At 59.1% G+C, this 17,687-nt stretch carries 17 protein-coding genes; 10 read left to right on the top strand and 7 right to left on the bottom strand.

The window, feature by feature from the left end; all coding sequences use genetic code 11:
- Positions 1-56 precede the first annotated feature (56 nt).
- Entirely contained in the window at positions 57-752 is a 696-nt protein-coding gene (locus ABJM03_RS08035; protein WP_348416889.1) for a rhomboid family intramembrane serine protease, read from the top strand.
- Here ABJM03_RS08035 and murJ read toward each other — a convergent pair.
- The 3 genes from murJ to ABJM03_RS08020 all read right to left on the bottom strand — a co-directional run bounded on the left by murJ (position 749) and on the right by ABJM03_RS08020 (position 6,391).
- Positions 749-2,293 carry a murein biosynthesis integral membrane protein MurJ gene (murJ, locus tag ABJM03_RS08030; protein WP_348416888.1) on the bottom strand — a complete coding sequence of 515 codons (1,545 nt, stop codon included), beginning with the start codon at positions 2,291-2,293 and terminating at the stop codon, positions 749-751. The two genes, ABJM03_RS08035 and murJ, sit on opposite strands and share 4 nt — an antisense overlap.
- A 136-nt stretch (positions 2,294-2,429) precedes the next feature.
- Positions 2,430-5,198, bottom strand: coding sequence for a [protein-PII] uridylyltransferase (locus ABJM03_RS08025; protein ID WP_348416887.1), 2,769 nt, complete (start codon positions 5,196-5,198; stop codon positions 2,430-2,432).
- An 8-nt stretch (positions 5,199-5,206) separates the two neighbouring features.
- A complete protein-coding gene (locus tag ABJM03_RS08020) occupies positions 5,207-6,391 on the bottom strand; it encodes a penicillin-binding protein activator (RefSeq protein ID WP_348416886.1) in 1,185 nt (394 codons plus the stop codon).
- An 89-nt stretch (positions 6,392-6,480) separates the two neighbouring features.
- Here ABJM03_RS08020 and rsmI point away from each other — a divergent pair, with 89 nt between their 5' ends.
- The 4 genes from rsmI to ABJM03_RS08000 are packed head-to-tail and all read left to right on the top strand — an operon-like array spanning position 6,481 to position 9,633.
- Positions 6,481-7,347: a 16S rRNA (cytidine(1402)-2'-O)-methyltransferase gene (gene rsmI / locus ABJM03_RS08015; RefSeq protein WP_348416885.1), complete on the top strand. Its 867-nt coding sequence runs from the start codon at positions 6,481-6,483 to the stop codon at positions 7,345-7,347.
- Positions 7,348-7,350: 3 nt separating this feature from the next.
- Positions 7,351-7,731, top strand: a complete 381-nt coding sequence (locus ABJM03_RS08010) for a YraN family protein (protein ID WP_348416884.1) — start codon at positions 7,351-7,353, stop codon at positions 7,729-7,731.
- A gap of 58 nt (positions 7,732-7,789) precedes the next feature.
- Positions 7,790-8,725 carry a glutathione synthase gene (gene gshB / locus ABJM03_RS08005; protein WP_348416883.1) on the top strand — a complete coding sequence of 312 codons (936 nt, stop codon included), beginning with the start codon at positions 7,790-7,792 and terminating at the stop codon, positions 8,723-8,725.
- A gap of 5 nt (positions 8,726-8,730) precedes the next feature.
- The gene (locus tag ABJM03_RS08000; protein ID WP_348416882.1) at positions 8,731-9,633 is read left to right on the top strand and encodes an alpha/beta hydrolase fold domain-containing protein; all 903 of its coding nucleotides are present in this window, start codon (positions 8,731-8,733) and stop codon (positions 9,631-9,633) included.
- On the opposite strand, the gene ABJM03_RS07995 is transcribed toward ABJM03_RS08000, so the two are convergent.
- The 4 genes from ABJM03_RS07995 to cobU form a co-directional block, all read right to left on the bottom strand.
- On the bottom strand, positions 9,599-11,113 hold the full coding sequence (locus tag ABJM03_RS07995; protein WP_348416881.1) for a YifB family Mg chelatase-like AAA ATPase: 1,515 nt from the start codon (positions 11,111-11,113) through the stop codon (positions 9,599-9,601). The two genes, ABJM03_RS08000 and ABJM03_RS07995, sit on opposite strands and share 35 nt — an antisense overlap.
- A 75-nt stretch (positions 11,114-11,188) precedes the next feature.
- Positions 11,189-11,872: a glutathione S-transferase gene (locus ABJM03_RS07990; protein ID WP_348416880.1), complete on the bottom strand. Its 684-nt coding sequence runs from the start codon at positions 11,870-11,872 to the stop codon at positions 11,189-11,191.
- A 59-nt stretch (positions 11,873-11,931) separates the two neighbouring features.
- Positions 11,932-12,516 (bottom strand): histidine phosphatase family protein, encoded by a 585-nt coding sequence (locus tag ABJM03_RS07985; protein ID WP_348416879.1) that lies wholly within the window; start codon positions 12,514-12,516, stop codon positions 11,932-11,934.
- Positions 12,513-13,034: a bifunctional adenosylcobinamide kinase/adenosylcobinamide-phosphate guanylyltransferase gene (gene cobU / locus ABJM03_RS07980; protein ID WP_348416878.1), complete on the bottom strand. Its 522-nt coding sequence runs from the start codon at positions 13,032-13,034 to the stop codon at positions 12,513-12,515. Before cobU ends, ABJM03_RS07985 begins: the two co-directional genes overlap by 4 nt.
- Before the next feature lie 95 nt (positions 13,035-13,129).
- Between cobU and ABJM03_RS07975 the strand changes: the two genes are divergently transcribed.
- The 5 genes from ABJM03_RS07975 (at position 13,130) to moeB (ending at position 17,687) form a co-directional block, all read left to right on the top strand.
- Positions 13,130-14,008 (top strand): RNA polymerase factor sigma-32, encoded by an 879-nt coding sequence (locus ABJM03_RS07975; RefSeq protein WP_348416877.1) that lies wholly within the window; start codon positions 13,130-13,132, stop codon positions 14,006-14,008.
- 32 nt (positions 14,009-14,040) lie between these two features.
- Positions 14,041-14,811 (top strand): ChaN family lipoprotein, encoded by a 771-nt coding sequence (locus ABJM03_RS07970; RefSeq protein WP_348416876.1) that lies wholly within the window; start codon positions 14,041-14,043, stop codon positions 14,809-14,811.
- Between the two features lie 68 nt (positions 14,812-14,879).
- On the top strand, positions 14,880-16,076 hold the full coding sequence (gene coaBC / locus ABJM03_RS07965) for a bifunctional phosphopantothenoylcysteine decarboxylase/phosphopantothenate--cysteine ligase CoaBC (protein WP_348416875.1): 1,197 nt from the start codon (positions 14,880-14,882) through the stop codon (positions 16,074-16,076).
- Entirely contained in the window at positions 16,073-16,537 is a 465-nt protein-coding gene (gene dut / locus ABJM03_RS07960; RefSeq protein WP_348416874.1) for a dUTP diphosphatase, read from the top strand. The genes coaBC and dut overlap by 4 nt, the downstream gene beginning before the upstream one ends.
- A 133-nt stretch (positions 16,538-16,670) precedes the next feature.
- Entirely contained in the window at positions 16,671-17,687 is a 1,017-nt protein-coding gene (gene moeB / locus ABJM03_RS07955; protein ID WP_348416941.1) for a molybdopterin-synthase adenylyltransferase MoeB, read from the top strand.

The following is a 17,687-nucleotide window of genomic DNA, read 5'->3' as shown; positions in this document are numbered from 1 at the left end:
TTGTATTGGGCTTACCCATGGCGCAGGTTCCCGTCAACACACCCTAAGGTATGCCCATGTCAGACGATCACGATCCGGTTTTCGAGCCGCCTGTTAACAAATTGCCCTTTGTTGTGGTGGTGTTGTTCCTGATTATGGCAGGGATTGAACTGGCTCTGACCGCAGGTGAAGCAGGACTGGTCGGTGGCCCTGAGGCGATCGGCTGGCGTTTGGGGCTGGTGCGCGACTGGGGCTTTTCGGGTGATTTGTTCGACGCGATGGTGGCGCAGGGATATTTCCCGCCTGAACATCTGGCGCGCTTTATCACCTACCCGTTCATTCACCTCAGCTTTACCAATGCGCTGATCTCTATCGTGCTGATGCTCGCCTTGGGCAAAATGGCAGCCGAGGTTATGGGCCAATTTGTAATGCTGGCATTGTTTGTGCTGTCAGGGATTGGCGGCGCACTGGTTTACGCGCTGGTTTTGAATGATCCGACATGGCTGGTCGGAGCCTATCCGTCTGTTTACGGGCTGATCGGCGGCTACAGCTATGTGATGTGGCGCAAGCTAAGCACGACTGGCGGGCGCCAGTTAGAGGCGTTTTCGCTGATCGGGATGCTTATGGGGATCCAGTTGGTCTGGAGCCTGTTCACCTCTGTCGGCAACGGCTGGGTGGCAGAGCTTGCGGGATTTGTCTGCGGTTTCGGGCTCAGTGCGCTGCTGGCACCCGGGGAATGGTCGCGGATACTTGCTCGTTTGCGCCAACGCTAGCGCCCGCGCCGCATGGCTGCTTTGAACTCGGACAGCTTGAATGCGCCGATCCACTGTCCCGATCCGAAATAGGTGACGGCGGCGATCACGATCAACAGCACCAACCCCAGACCGCGCCACCACGGCAGGGCTAAAAGCGGGCTCATTTGCAGGTTTGCGAACCAGACCACAGCGCCCATGATCAATGAGGCTGCCATGATCCGCCAGATGCGGCGGCGAAACCTGTCGTCGACCCGTGCTGTGTCGCCAAACCGTCGCGCACCGATGGCCAGCATTCCATACATTGCCCACCCCGCAACCGTGGCGGCAATGGCCGGTGCCAACCATTCAACATAAGGGGCAAGCCCAACGGCCAGCGCGGCATTCAGGACCATAGCAACAATCGCAAAGTAGAAAGGCCGCCGCGTGTCTTCACGGGCAAAGTAAAGCGGCTGCACGATCTTTTGCAGCACAAACGCAGGCAGCCCGAGCCCGTAAATCATCACCGCCGTTGCAATCGCTGCACTGTCATCGGTGCCCGATGCCCCGCGCTCGAACAGTACAGATACCAGTGTCAGCGGGATCACTATCAGCGCCACCGCGGATGGTATGGTCAGCGCGAGCGAAATCTCGGCAGCACGGCTCAGCGCGCCTTTTGCCCCTTCGTCATCGCCTGCGCGCAGGCGTCGCGATAAATCAGGAAGCAGCACAACCCCCACGGCAATCCCGACCACGCCCAGCGGCAGCTGATACAAACGGTCCGCAGCGAACAGCCAGCTGACCGCGTTTTCAAATTGAGAGGCCACAAGTTGCCCCACCACAAGGTTGATCTGCATCACGCCAGAGGCCAGCGCGGCGGGCAATGCGATGACCACCAGATCACGCATATCCGCATTCCAGCGGGGGCGGGCAAGGCGCAATTTGAAACCGGCCTTGGCGGCGGCATTCCACGTGAGGGCGAGCTGCGCCGCGCCGGCTACGGGAATGGCCCAGATCAACCAGTTGATCGCGGGGCTGTTGGTCAATGCTGCGATGCTAAGGGCGGCGATGACAAAAATATTCAACAACACAGGGGCCGCCGCAGCCACCGCAAAGCGGCCCGTGGCATTCAATATGCCGGAAAACAGCGCAGAAAGCGACATGAACAGAATATAGGGAAAGGCGATACGCCCGTAGTCAACCGTGAGGCCAAACCGCCCGTCGCCCGAAAAACCCTCGGCGGTGAGCCATACCAGCGCGGGCATAAATACCATGCCAAGCGCCGTCAGCACGGTCACGACGAAAAACAGCCCCGCAAAAGCGTTCTGGGCAAATTCTCCGGCCCCGTCTTCGCCTTCCAGACGCTTTGAAAACATCGGCACAAATGCCGCGTTGAATGCGCCTTCGGCAAAGAAACGGCGAAACATATTGGGCAGTCGAAAGGCTGCAACAAAGGCGTCCATCAGCGGGCCAGGCCCGATCAATGAAAGGATCATGACCTCGCGCAGGAAACCCAAAACGCGGCTGAGTAGGGTCCAAACTCCGACGGTGAAAAAGCCGGACATCAGGCGGATGGGTTTCATGGGGTGGAGCCTTTGTTGTGGGTTGCATACCGCCGGGTGCAGATTGGTCTGTTCGTACAGAAAAACAACCTGCTTGATGAAGAACATGAACCACGGAAACAGCACGGTGTCGCACCGTTCCCGTGGTTTCTAACGCCTAATTGTCCGCGCGCGCGACACCTTCCTCGATTGCCTCACGCAGGCGCTTTTCAAGGCTGCGCTGTTTGCTTTCCGAGTAGTATTTCAGCCCGAACATGTCCTTGACGTAGAAGGTGTCAACGACCTGCGCGCCATAGGTCGCGATGACTGCATTGGCGATATAGACATTCGCCCCCGCCAGCGCGCGCGCCAGATCATGCAGCAGACCGGGGCGGTCGCGGGTGTCGACCTCGATAATCGTATAGATTTCCGACCCGTCATTATCGAAGGTGATATGGGTTGGCACGCGAAACGCTTTTTCGCGCTTTTTGACCTTGTCGCGGGATTTGAGCGCATTGTGGGCGATCACCTCGCCGCGCAGGGTCTTTTCGATCATAGTGCGCAAGCGCGGTAGCTTGGATGCCTCATATGCGTTGCCTTCGCTGTCCTGAAGCCAGAACGCATCTGTGACATAGCCGTCTTTCGTGGTGTAGCTACGCGCATCGACGACATTCGCCCCCACCAGCGCCAGCGCGCCGGTCAGGCGGCTGAAAATGCCGTGGTGGTCAGGCATGACAAAGCACGCGCGTGTTGCATCGCGGTCTTCATCAGGATGCAGGTCGATCGACACTTTGTCCTCTTCCATATCCCGGAACAGTTCGGCAAAGGCGACATGGGCCGTCACATGCAACCCCTGCCAATAAGGGTCGTAATGGCGCGCAGTTTCTTCCTTGAGGGCCTTTTTCGGCCAGTCGGGCAGGGCGGCACGCAGAGCTTTTTTTGCCTCGGCACCACGGTTCTGGCGGGTAAGGTCTTCGAGCCCTGTCTCAAGTGCGCGCTCGGTCTGGCGATAAAGTGCGCGGATCAGAACGGCCTTCCAGTTGTTCCATGTGTCCGGCCCTACGCCGCGAATATCACAAACGGTGAGCACACACAGCAGGTCCAGCCGCTTGACCGTTTGCACGGCTTTGGCGAAATCCAGCACGGTGCGCGGGTCTGCAATGTCGCGTTTCTGTGCCATGTCGGACATCAGCAAATGATAGCGGACCAGCCATTCAACTGTGTCTACCTCATCCTGCTTCAGGCCCAAACGCGGCGCGACCTTGCGCACAATCTGCGCCCCAAGGATCGAGTGATCCTCGGGCCGTCCCTTGCCGATGTCATGCAGCAGCAGGGCAACATAAAGAACCTTGCGGTTCACACCTTTCTTGAGGATCGAAGACGCGACGGGCAGCTCTTCTTCCAGCTCGTTCTTCTCGATCATGGCGAGATGCGCGATGGTTTGGATCGTATGTTCGTCCACTGTATAGCTGTGGTACATATTGAACTGCATCATCGCCACAATCGGCTCGAATTCGGGGATGAACGCGGCCAGCACGCCAAGCTCGTTCATCCGGCGCAGGGCGCGTTCGGGATTGCCGTGCTTAAGTAGCAAATCAAGAAAGATGCGCTGTGCTTCGGGCGTGTTGCGCAGGGTATCGTTGATCAGATGCAGGTTGGCCTGCACCGTGCGCATGGTGTCGGGGTGGATCAACAATCCGGTGCGCAGGGCTTCCTCGAACAGCCGCAGGATGTTGAGCGGGTCGGATAGGAATTCGGTCTCATCCACAAAAACCATGCGATTGTTTGTGACAACATAGCCCTTTTTCACGCGTGGCTTGCGTCGGAACAAACGCTCCAGCAAAGGTTCGGATTTGACGTGCATGTCTTCAAGTTTGGTCACGAAAATCCGCGTCAGATCGCCCACTGCGGTGGCGTGGCGGAAGTAGACCTGCATAAAGACCTCGACCGCGCGACGGCCGTCTTTGTCGGTATATCCCATCGCCTCGGCCACGCTTACCTGCATGTCGAACGTGAGCTGTTCGCTGGCGCGGCCTGTCAGCAGGTGCAAATGCCCCCGCGCGGCCCAGAGAAAATTCTCGGCCTCATGGAAGGTTTCGTATTCTTCGGCGCGAAAGACACCGGCGGCTACCAGCTCGGCTGCGCGTTTGACCCCGTATAGATATTTGGCAATCCAATAAAGCGATTGCAGGTCGCGCAGGCCGCCCTTGCCTTCCTTTACATTGGGTTCAACAACATAGCGTTGGCCCTGTTTAAGGTGGCGGGCGTCACGTTCGGCCAGTTTGGCTTCGATAAAGGCGCGGCCCGAGCCGGAAAATAGCTCGCTTTGCAAGGCCTCGTCAAGTTTTGCGGCCAGCGCAACATCACCACAAATGCAGCGACGTTCCAGCAACGCAGTCTGGATGGTGAAATCGGATTGGGCAAGCTGAATGCAGTCGCGGATGGTACGGCTCGAATGGCCGACCTTCAGCTTGAGATCCCACAGGATATAAAGCATCGATTCAATGGCGCTGGTTGCCCACGGGGTTATTTTTGACGGAATAAGAAAGAGGAGATCTACGTCAGAGAAGGGAGCCATTTCGCCGCGCCCGTAACCGCCCACGGCGATGACGCTCAGGGTTTGGTCCTGCGCCGGTGCCGGATGCAGATGCTGGATCGTCAGCAGAAACACCGAATTGACCAACCCGTCGGTCAGAAAACTATAGGAGGCAGTCATGGCCTGCGCGTCAAAAGGAGCGGCGGCAAAAGCGTCACGTATCGCGTCACGGCCACGGGCCTGTGCTGCATTCAATATCTTTACAGCCTGCGCGCGCAGATCGTCGGGCGTATCATGGGCGACTTGCCGCAGCGCTTTATCAACAGCTGCAGCATCGTAAATATCTTGTTCAGTGGTAATCAGGCGCGGTTGTGAAACGGCGCCTGATGCAAGTGATTGTGTTTCCGACACAGCGCGGCTCAGAAACCAGCGCTGCCAAAGGCTTGCGGTGCGGCCTCCAGCAGGACGACTTGTTTGTCGCGAATGGTCGCTACGGCCAGCCCGCGTTGGTTTGATCCGTCTGGCAGCAGGCGGAAGATCCCCCCTGCACCACGGAAACCGGCCGCTTGCGTGAGGGCCGAGGTGCTGAGGGCATTGCCTTTGCGGTTCTTGACCAGCGACCCGATGGCAGCGATCCCGTCAAAAGAAAGGCCGGCAATGTCCAGAGGGCGGCTACCGTAGGCTGCGCTATAGCGCTGTGCGAATGCTGCGCTGGAACCTGGATCGGGGAGCGCGAACCAGCCGCCTTGGACACCCGCCAACCCGAGGGTCTGGGCGGGGACATCCCAACGTGTCAGGCCGATGAACTGGGTGCTGCTATTGCGCACACCAGCATTTGGCAGAAGTTCGGACAACAGGGGCAGGGCGGTGGAAGAGTTCGCCGTCAGGAACAACGCGTTCGCACCGGAGCTGTCGATCAAAGCTTTTACTTTTGGCACAGCAGCGATGACGCCCTGTTGGCTCAACGCGTAATCAACCGAGCCTGACAGGGTTGCGCCATTTGCTGCAATCGCTCGTTGGATCGCGTTGCGGCCAAGCTGACCACCGATGTCACTGGCGTGCATCACGACGATTTTGTCTTTGCCTGTCCGTTTGGCGTAATTCACCAGACGGTTGGCTGTATTGTCAAAGGTTGGCCCGAGAACAAAAACGTTGCCGCCCGCGATTGTGGTGTTGTTGGAGAAAGACAGGACATTCACGCCGCTGTCCGCGACTGCAACGCCGGCCGCATTGGCCGCTTCGCCATATACCGGACCAAGGATGATTTTTGCCCCATCTGCGACCGCTTGCGATGCTGCTGTCGCAGCGGTGCTGGCTTGGCCTGCTGTCCCGTAAACGCGCAGATCTATCTGGACGCCGTCCAGATCCCGAATGGCCAGACGTGCCGCGTTCTCGAGGTTGGTCGCCAGCAGATTGTCAGACGCAGAACCGCCGCGTGGAACCAGCAGCGCCACCGGTACAGGCGCGTTGGGGTCAATCTTGGGGCCGCTTGCCCCGCCCACGTTGCCCAGTGCTGCTGGATCACAGGCCGAAAGCATCATTGCGAAAATCGGTAAAATAAGCATCCGCAAAGGCTTTGGGATGGTGCGCAGAATGGCAAACATGGTAATAGTACTCCCCTAATCTGTGGTGCAGGCTGTCCTCAGCGCTGTCGTTGCGGCGATCATATCGTGTCCGAGAGGCGGGTCCAACGTTGAATATTCACAAACAGAAGTTACCAGCGGGAATTACCTTTGTGGGTGTCCCAATAGGCACAGCGCGCGATATCACGCTGCGCGCGCTTGATGTGCTGGCAAGTGCAGACATGCTTGCGGCTGAAGACACGCGCAGCTTGCTCAAGCTGATGGACATCCACGGTGTCGCGCTGGACGGGCGTAAGGTCACCGCGCTGCACGATCATTCGGGCGACGGTGCCGTGGATCGGTTGATTGCGGCGGCGAAAGACGGGAAATCAATCGCCTATGCCTCCGAGGCCGGCATGCCAATGATTGCTGATCCCGGGTTCGAATTGGGCCGCGCGGCCGCGCAAGCAGGGGTGCCTGTCACTTGCGCACCGGGGCCATCTGCGGTTGTGACTGCTCTTGCGCTGGGCGGGCTGCCAACAGACGCATTTCACTTTGCGGGTTTTTTGCCCAATGCAAAGGCTGCAAGGCTGGGGGCGCTGGAAGGTCTGCGCGATATCCGTGCAACTTTAGTATTTTACGAATCGCCCAAGCGGATTGGCGCGATGTTGCGCGATGCTCAGACCGCGCTGGGCGCTGGGCGCACGGCGGCTGTCTGTCGTGAGCTGACCAAGAAGTTCGAAGAAATCCGGCGCGGCACATTGGAAGAGCTGGCGCAATATTACAGCACTACCACGCCGAAAGGCGAAATTGTCGTGCTTGTTGATCGCGGAACTTTAGAAACAGTTAACTCCGATGATCTAGACACTGCGCTGACAACGGCACTCGACAGCCTGTCAATGCGCGATGCTGTGGATCTGGTTGCCAAGGCCCACGCGTTGCCACGCAGACAGGTGTATCAGGCCGCACTCGCATTGAATGCAAAACAGGCGGACTAACGGATGACAGCTCCAAAGACGCGCAGCCATGCAGGGGCGATGGCCTACCACGCGGGCCTTGCTGCCGAGGGGCGCGTTGCGCAGGATTACACATCCCGCGGTTTCGAGCTGGTGCATGAGCGCTGGCGCGGCAAGGGGGGCGAGATTGACCTGATCATGCGGGACGGTGACGGGCTCATTTTCATCGAAGTCAAACAAAGCCGCAGTTTCGAGCGTGCCGTACAGCGGATCAGCCGAACACAGGTCCGCCGGATTTACGCGAGTGCGCAGGAATATCTGGCAACACAACCCCGCGGAAGTCTCACTGATGTGCGATTTGATGTGGCGTTGGTGAATGGCCGGGGCGAGACACAAATAATTGAAAATGCCTACGCCTATGCCTGAGGCCATTGCGTAGGACGCCTTGCTTTGCCATCAAGATGGCAGCAGTAAGGATAGACCTATGAAAATTGCCTTCCAGATGGACCCGATCGGGGACGTTAACATCGACGCAGACAGCACATTCCGTTTGGCCGAAGAAGCACAGGCCCGCGGCCATACGCTGTTTTTCTATTTGCCAGACAGTTTAGCCTATCAAGAGGGGCGCATCACCGCGCGCGGTCAGGATATGACAGTGCAGCGGGTGGCGGAAAAACCTGCCATTCTGGGCGAGATGCGTGAGGTGGATCTGTCGGAATTCGACGTGGTCTGGCTGCGTCAGGATCCGCCGTTCGACATGCATTACATTACATTGACGCATCTGTTGGACCGGATTTCCGATACGACGCTTGTGGTGAATGACCCGTTCTGGGTTCGTAATTATCCTGAAAAGTTGTTGGTGCTGGATTTCCCTGATCTGACCCCGCCGACCACCATCGCGCGCGATCTGGAAACGATCAAGGCGTTCAAGGAAAAGCACGGTGATGTCATCCTCAAGCCGCTGTATGGCAACGGCGGTGCTGGCGTTTTCAAGCTGACGCGCGATGATCGCAACCTCAGCTCACTGCACGAGCTTTTCACCGGATTTTCCCGTGAGCCACTTATTGTCCAAAAGTTTTTGCCGGATGTGTCCAAGGGGGACAAACGCGTCATCCTTGTTGATGGGGAGCCGGTGGGCGCCATCAACCGCGTGCCCGCCGAGGGCGAGACGCGATCAAACATGCATGTGGGCGGACGCCCCGAGAAAGTCGGCCTGACTGCCCGTGATCGCGAAATTTGCGCGCGCATTGGTGGTGTGCTCAAGGAGAAGGGGCAGGTGTTTGTAGGGATTGATGTCATTGGTGATTATCTGACCGAAATTAACGTCACCTCCCCCACCGGTATTCAAGAGCTTGAGCGTTTTGACGGCGTGAACATCGCAGCCAAAATCTGGGAAGTCATCGAAGCTAAACGCGGATGAGCCTTATGCGCCGCTTGCTTAATCCATGGTTGAAGGCCGTGGAAAAGCGGCGCATGGCCCGTGCAACGCCTCAAGGCTTGCGGCGCGCTTTGGAGCAACAGTCACGGCTGTTTTTCCGCGGCCCACGTGGGATGCAGCGCAAATGGGTGACCATCGGCGGTATCGACTGCCTTGAGCTCACCTGCCCCGGCGCACAACGGGCGCGTGTGCTGTTCTACATCCACGGAGGCGGCTTTGTCTTTGGCAGCCCGGCTACGCATCAGGCGATGGCCGCAAGCCTTGCACAGCGTTTAGGGGCGGTGGCCGTTCTGCCCCGGTACAGGCTTGCGCCCGAGGCACCGTATCCCGCGGCACCGGATGATGTGAGGGCTGCATGGGAAGGCCTTGTCGCTGGGGGGGTAAATCCGGATGATGTGGTGCTGGGCGGGGACAGCGCGGGCGGCGCGCTGGCTTTTGGATTGGTGGCATCGCTTTGCGCGGAAAAGGCAGCACTGCCGGGGGCTGTTTTCGGTTTCTCCCCGTTGACCGATTTAACCCATAGCGGTGACAGTTTTCGCACAAATGCACAGGCGGATGTGGTTTTGCCCGCTGAACGTGCGGGCGAGCTGGCAGGGCTATTCCTGCGCGGCGCGTCGGCGCAGGAGCCGCGGGTCAGTCCGCTGTATGGGGATTTTCACGGCGCGCCCCCTGCGTGGGTCACTGTAGGGGATACCGAGATTTTGCTTGATGATGCGCGCCGTTTGGTGGCCCGTATGACTGATCACGCCGTAGCGGCAGAGCTGCATGTCGCGCATGATCTGCCTCACGTCTGGCCCTTTTTCCACAATATACTACCCGAAGCGCGCGCCACGTTGGATCGCTTGGCGATTTGGATCAAGCGACAACAGGGCTGGGCATCCGAAAGCTGACGGCTTCGGCGACATGTGGTTTGCGCACATCTTCTGACCCGTCCAAATCCGCAATCGTGCGCGCCACGCGCAGAACGCGGTGATAGCCACGCGCAGACAGGTTGAACCGCTGTGCTGCGCGCATCAGCAACGCGCGCCCCTCGCTGTCAGGGGCTGCCATTTGCTCTAGGATGTCGCCCTGTGCGTCGGCATTGCAAAGCATATCAGCTTGCGCGGCAAACCGGGTTTGTTGGACGATGCGGGCCTGCGCTACGCGGGCTGCGACCTCGACCGAGCTGTCGCCGGAGGCGGGCAGGTCAAGGTCGGTATAGGCCACTGGCGGGACATCCACGCGCAAGTCAAAGCGATCCATCAGCGGGCCGGAAATGCGGGCCATATATTCTTCGCCACAGACCGGCACACGGGCACAGGCACGCGCAGGATCGGGCAGATACCCGCATTTGCAGGGGTTCGCTGCGGCCACTAGCATAAAGCGGCAGGGGTATTTCACATGGGCATTGGCGCGGCTAATCATGACTTCGCCCGTCTCAATCGGTTGGCGCAGGGTTTCAAGCACGTTGCGGGGGAACTCTGGAAATTCATCCATGAAAAGCACACCGTTATGTGCAAGGCTGACCTCACCGGGTTTGGCCGTGCGACCGCCGCCGATGATCGCAGCCATGGACGCGGTATGGTGAGGTTCCCGAAAGGGTCGCTCCCGCGAGATCCCGCCTTCGTTCAGTAGCCCTGCAAGCGAATGGATCATTGACGTGCCAAGGGCTTCGGTCGCGCTGAGAGGGGGGAGGATGCCGGGTAGCCGTGCGGCGAGCATGGATTTCCCCGAGCCGGGTGTCCCGACCATCATCAAATGATGACGTCCGGCGGCGGCAATTTCCAACGCCCGCTTTGCGCGCTCCTGTCCTTTGACCTCGCGCAGGTCACGGGCGTGGGGTTGGAGGGTGATTTCGCCCGGCTCGGCAGGGGGAATGGGGACCTGGCCTGTGTAGTGGCGGACCACGTCACCCAAAGAGGCCGCGCCGATGACCTGACAAGCGTTGACCCACGCGGCTTCCGCGCCCGACCCTTGCGGGCATAGCAGGCTGCGTTGTTCTTGGGCGGCGGCCATGGCTGCAGGCAAGGCGCCAACCACCGGCACAAGGGAGCCATCAAGAGACATCTCACCCAAAGCTACGACCGTTTCGATCACATCCTTTGGAAGGATATCCATCGCAGCCAGCAATGCCAGCGCGATGGGAAGGTCAAAATGACTGCCTTCCTTAGGCAGGTCCGCAGGGCTTAGATTGATCGTGATGCGTTTGGAGGGGAGTGCAATTCCCATTGAGGTCATGGCTGTGCGGACGCGGTCACGCGCTTCGGAGACGGCCTTGTCCGGCAGGCCGACGATGGAAAAGGCGGGCAAGCCGGGCGTCACCGCGCATTGCACCTCAACCATGCGTGCCTCAATTCCTTGAAATGCAACACTATATGCGCGTGCGACCATGTGCCTGAGCCATCCTTACCACCGGGTTAATGGTAGACGGGTGAGTCTTTAGGAATGGTTAATGGATCTGGGGCTTTAGCCCTGCGCCGGCCAATCGGTAATGCGTCCGACAGGGGGATAGGGGAAGGGATTATAATCTTGTTTGAGCCCTTCAACCCGCCATTGCCCAAACGCCGGATCGCTGAGTGTTGCGGTGCAATAGTCGCGCGCAGTTTGCGATACAGATAGATTGTACCCGACAATTCTCGCGCAAACAGGCGCATAAAACACATCAGCAAGCGAATAGGCCCCGAAAAGCCACGGCCCCTCGGTGGCTTTCTCGCGGGCAAAAGCCCAAATCGTTTCGATGCGGGCCAGGTCGGCTTTAACAGCATCAGAGGGGAGGAAATCAGCATCGACATGGGCCAGCTGCATCGGACATTCTCCGCGCAGCGCCATAAAACCCGCAACCATCTCTGCGCAAAGCCATCGTGCACGGCTGCGCGCTGCGGCGTCTCGGGGCCAAAGGCCTGCGGTCGGGTGCCGTTCGGCCAGTGTTTCGGCCATGGCGAGGCTTTCTCCGATCACTTCCCCTTCGGGCGTGCGCATGGCGGGAACCAACCGCGCAGGAGCCATTGAAGCGAGATCCTGCGCCATGGTGCCGCTGTAGAGCCCAACGAGGTGTTCTTCGAAGGGGAGGTCGAATTTATGCAGCATCAGCCAGCCGCGTAAGGACCAGCTCGAAAAGAGGCGGTCACCGATATAAAGTTTATATGTCATGCGCTTTACCTAAGTGATTTTGCACGGCGCAGACAAATTCAAAACGGTGGCATTTGATATCACGGCAGATGATTGATCTGCACTGCGTCCCAAACATCCGCACCTTTGTGGCGCAGGGTCGTGACCGAGATATTGTCGATCTTATGGGCCATTGCCCTATAGGCGGATACGCGCAGAGCACGCTGGACCTGTGTCAGGATCACGCCGAAATGTGCCACGGCAATAATATGGCCGTCAGGATGGGCTGCGTTCATTCGGTCCACGGCGGCATTGACCCGCGCCATTGTCTCATTCCAGCTTTCGCCGTTGGGCGCGCGGACATCGCCGGGCTGCTCCCAAAAAGCAAGGCTCAGTTCGGGATCGCGGGCTGCTACTGCGTCAAACCGCATGCCGTCCCAGACGCCAAAATTAATCTCCCGCAGGGCGAGGTCATTGGGCAAACGGGTATGATCCGCGCCTGCCAGGGCATCTGCGGTCGCCGTAGACCGGCATAGGTCGGAAGACACCAGCAGCGCCGTTTTTGGTAAATGGTCGCGCACACGTGCAATCAGGTCCGTGTCAGAGAGGTCAGCAGGCACATCGCGCCACCCGACAAACGATTTTTCGTGGGTCGGTCCATGGCGGACCCAATGCCAAGTGGTCACGGCAACTGGCCCTTTAGGACTTGGGGCAGCCCTGCGATGACCATGACAGCCAAATCCGCCTCGGCGGCCAAGGCGATATTCAACCGCCCTTGCGCTTCACGAAAGGCGCGGGCCAGTCTGTTGTCGGGCACAATACCATGGCCGACCTCGTTTGATACAATCACCCAAGGTGCCCGGCAGTCGCGCAAGGCCTGCACGAGTTCTTGTGTAGCCAAATCCAGATCAGCCTCGGCCATCATCTGATTGCTGAGCCACATCGTCGCACAGTCGACCAGAACAGGGGTTTGCGGCGTCAAGGATCGCAGCGCAGGACCCAGATCCAGCGGCTCTTCGATTGTGGTCCAACGAGCGTCGCGGCGTTCTTTATGCACATTAACGCGCAATTGAACTTCCTGATCTTCAATCCGGCCTGTGGCTAGGTAGATCGGGTTTAAGTTACTGGAAAGTATTAGATTTTCTGCCCAAAGCGATTTGCCGGACGCGGCCCCTCCTAGAATGAAACTGCCTTGTGACAACATTTTTTTCATCCTTGCGTGAACCTTTTGTCTGCTCATGCGTAATCATTACAACGTGTCACTGCAAGGTGACCATTCCACCCAGGGAGACGGATTTGATGGCACTTGGCATTGCGCAAGATTTTTCACTCACACGCACCGCGATGAAAGCAGAGCTTTTGGATGCGGACACGGAATTGAAGTTGGCATATGCTTGGCGGGACGAGCGGGATGAGGAATCCCTGCACCGCTTGATTAACGCCTATATGCGCTTGGCCATTTCCATGGCGGCAAAATTCAAACGCTATGGCGCGCCGATGAATGATTTGATTCAAGAGGCAGGGCTGGGTCTGATGAAGGCCGCGGATAAATTCGACCCTGATCGCGGTGTAAGGTTCTCCACATACGCAGTTTGGTGGATCAAGGCATCTATTCAGGATCATGTCATGCGCAATTGGTCTATGGTCCGGACCGGTTCCACCTCTTCCCAGAAATCACTTTTCTTCAACATGCGCCGCGTACAGGCACGGCTCGAGCGTGAGGCGGCTTCCGCTGGAGAAGAGCTTGACCGGCACCAGTTGCGTCAGATGATCTCGACCGAAATTGGTGTGCCGCTGCATGATGTCGAGATGATGGAGGGGCGTCTGTCGGGTTCTGATTATTCGCTCAATGCGACCCAATCGGCCGAGGATGAAGGGCGTGAATGGATTGATGCGCTGGAAGACGACAGCGCGCAAGCGGCAGAAACCGTCGAGCTTAGCCATGACACAGCGCAGCTGCGCGCGTGGTTGGTATCTGCCATGTCAGCATTGAACGAGCGTGAGCATTTTATCATCCGCGAGCGCAAGCTGCGCGATGTGCCGCGCACGCTAGAAAGCCTTGGTCAAGAGCTGAGCCTGAGCAAAGAGCGGGTGCGCCAGCTGGAAGCCGCGGCGTTCCAGAAAATGCGTAAGTCGCTGGAAATGCAGTCTCAGGAAGTGTTCCATTTCCTGAATTGATGGTGTCCTTCCCGAATTTAACAAGCTTTGGCGTGGCTCTGTGGGCCGCGCTTTTTGCGTGTTCTGCACAGGCAGAGATACCCCAGCAGGCGCGTCAGGCGCAGATCGTGATATTGGGCGAGCAACACGATAACCCCGCCCATCATGTGCGACAGGCGGAATGGGTCGCCGCACTGGCCCCCAAAGCTTTGGTGTTCGAGATGTTAACCCCAAGCCAGGGCGCGCGGGCGGCGGCCCCATGGCGGGATCAGGCAGGGCTTGATGCGCTGATCGGGTGGTCCGAGACGTCTTGGCCTTCATTTGATCTTTATTACCCCATCTTTGCCGCAGCCCCCGCGGCCGTTGTTTACGGTGCCGGGGTCCCGCGGGAGGCATTGCGCAAATCATTGCAAACCCCGTTGGCAGCCCACCCCCAAGCGGGTCGCTTTGGGTTGGACGCTCCAGCCGGTCCGGACGAGCAGAGCGCCCGCGAGGCATTGCAAGCTGCGGCGCATTGCGGTGCGTTGCCCGTTGAAATGTTGCCGGTGATGGTCAATGCGCAGCGGTTGCGTGATCTGGAATTGGCCGACGTGACCTTACGCGCATTACAGGCAACTGGCGGTCCTGTTGTGGTAATCACCGGCAATGGCCATGCGCGTCCGGATTGGGGTGTACCCGCGCTTCTGGCCAAGGCGGTGCCCGATGTCTCGGTCTTTGCTCTGGCACAGGGAGAAGAGGGTGCAGAGGTGGCTGGCAGCTTTACCTTGACCCTCGACGCGCCCGCTCCGGACCGTGACGATCCGTGCGCGGCGTTCAATCAGTAGGGTCTGGTGCTGCTGCGCCGTGCCGCCTATGTTGAGCATGATTTCACGCGGCGGTTAAGGGGCGTATCATGCTAGCGGGCAAACATATTCTGCTGATCATTGGCGGCGGTATCGCGGCATTCAAATCGCTGGACCTGATCCGGCGGCTGCGCGAACGCGGTGCCGTGGTGACCCCTGTTTTGACCCGCGCGGGCGAAGAGTTCGTCACGCCGCTTTCGGTTTCGGCTTTGGCAGGCAGCAAGGTCTACCGCGACCTGTTCGACCTCGGAGATGAGGCCGAAATGGGCCATATCCAGCTCAGCCGCGTGGCGGATCTGGTGGTTGTCGCGCCGGCTACCGCAGACCTGATGGCCAAGATGGCCGGCGGTTTGGCCAATGATCTGGCCTCGACGCTGTTACTGGCCACCGATACGCCGGTGATGATTGTACCTGCGATGAATGTCCGCATGTGGGAGCATCCGGCAACCCAGCGGAACCTGAAAACACTGGGCGAAGATGGTATTGCGGTCGTTGGCCCGAACGATGGCGATATGGCCTGCGGCGAGCATGGTCCGGGCCGGATGTCCGAACCGTTGGAGATCGTGGCGGCGGTCGAGGCCGCGCTGATGCAGGGGCCGCTTGAAGGGCGGCGCGTGTTGGTGACTTCTGGCCCCACGCATGAACCAATTGATCCCGTGCGCTACATCGCGAACCGCTCCAGCGGGGCGCAAGGCACCGCGATTGCGCGTGCGCTTGCGGGGCTGGGGGCGCATGTGGTGTTTGTCACAGGTCCGGCCGATGTGCCGCCGCCTGATGGTGTCGAGGTGGTGCCGGTGCAAACCGCGCAACAGATGAAAGACGCGGTTGAGGCTGCTTTGCCCGTTGATGCCGCCATATTTGCCGCCGCTGTTGCGGACTGGCGGGTCAGCTCGGCCTCTGACCGGAAGCTGAAAAAGACCAAGGACGGCTTGCCGGTTCTGGAGTTCACCGAAAACCCCGACATCCTGCAAGAGATAAGCAGGATGGCCACAGGGCGCCCGCCTTTGGTGATCGGTTTTGCAGCCGAGACGGATGACGTGATCGAAAATGCCACCGCAAAGCGCCTGCGCAAAGGCTGCGACTGGATCGTGGCCAATGACGTGTCTCCCGCAACGGGGATCATGGGAGGGACCGAGAATGCGGTAACCCTGATAAATGATGCAGGGAGCGAGACATGGCCGCGTATGGGGAAGGACGCTGTGGCACAAAAGCTGGCGCAGCGCATTACTCAGGCGATTGCACAATGAGTGACCAATCCCGCATGACGCTCGAATTCAAGCGGTTGCTGCCCGAGAATGACTTGCCTTTACCGGCCTATGCGACAGCAGGGGCTGCAGGCATGGATCTGCGCGCCTGCTTGCCCGCGGGACCGATGACAATCGCAGTGGGTGCTGTGGCGTTGGTGCCCACGGGCTTTGCTGTAGCCTTGCCTGCACACACCGAGATGCAGATCAGGCCGCGCTCGGGGCTGGCGACCCGTTCGCGGATCATGGTGCCCAACAGCCCCGGAACAGTGGACGAGGATTATCGCGGTGAGGTCAAGGTTGCGCTGATGAATATGGGGGATGACCCTTTTGTGATCCAACACGGGGACCGGATTGCACAGGCCGTCATTGCACCGGTTCTGCGCGTTGCTATGGTCGAGGTTGATACATTGTCTGACACGGCGCGCGGGAGTGCGGGCTTTGGCTCGACGGGGACAAGGTAAGGCGTGATGACTACACAGTTGCATGGCCCCGAGGGCGAAATAATCTATGTGGCGGATCGTGAATGCGTCCCGTCAAAGGAGTGATGGCGTGCTTGTTGTAATTCTTGCTGCGGTGATTTGGGCTGTAGGGGCGATGATGCACACGCCGCGATCCGCGCGCTGGATCATGATCGGGCTGCTGGTTATTGCAGCTATAGTCATCCAGCTTATCTTTCCTCAAGGTCATGCGTTGCGAGCGGCCACAGGTGGCAGCGCGGCCTTGTGGCTGATCCTTTGCGTCTTTGGTATCGGGGTGTGGGCCTATGCGCGGATGATTGCGAGGCTGCGCGCCAAAACCGGTGTTGATGAACAAAAGGCCTCGCCACCGGCAACCACGCCTGATCGCTTTACCGAGATCGAGCTACACCGATATGCGCGCCATATTGTGCTGCGCGAAGTAGGTGGCGCGGGGCAGAAGTCGCTCAAACAGGCGCGTGTTCTGGTGGTCGGTGCAGGGGGGCTGGGCGCGCCTGCGTTGATGTATCTGGCCGCTGCGGGTGTCGGGCGGATCGGGGTGATTGATGCGGACACGGTCGAGAACACCAACCTCCACCGTCAGGTCATCCACAAAGACGCCTCCATCGGCATGGCCAAAGTCTTCTCGGCCCAAGCAGAGATGGAGGCGCAAAACCCCTTTGTCGAGGTGCGCCCCTATAACCGCAGACTAACCCAAGACATCGCGCCAGAGCTGATTGCCGATTATGATCTGGTTCTTGACGGGACCGATAATTTCGACACCCGCTATCTGGTCAACGCTACTTGCGCGGCTGCAGGCATTCCGCTTATTTCCGGCGCGCTGAGCCAGTGGGAAGGGCAGCTGAGCGTGTTTGACCCCGCCAATGGTGCGCCGTGCTACCAATGCATTTTTCCCGCCGCACCTTCCGCGCATCTGGCACCCAGTTGCGCCGAGGCGGGGGTGATCGGGCCCTTGCCCGGCGTGGTCGGCACAATGATGGCCGTTGAGGCGGTGAAGGTTCTGACAGGGGCAGGCAAGCCGTTGCGGGGACAAATGCTAATCTATGATGCTCTCTACGGTGAGAACCGTACAATCCGCATCGCCCCGCGGGCGGATTGCCCGATTTGTGCACAAACCCGTCGCGCGTCATTGTAA

It is taken from the genome of Sulfitobacter sp., assembly GCF_039977885.1.
Lineage (GTDB): Bacteria > Pseudomonadota > Alphaproteobacteria > Rhodobacterales > Rhodobacteraceae > Sulfitobacter.
This window is presented reverse-complemented; position numbering and strand designations above follow the sequence as displayed.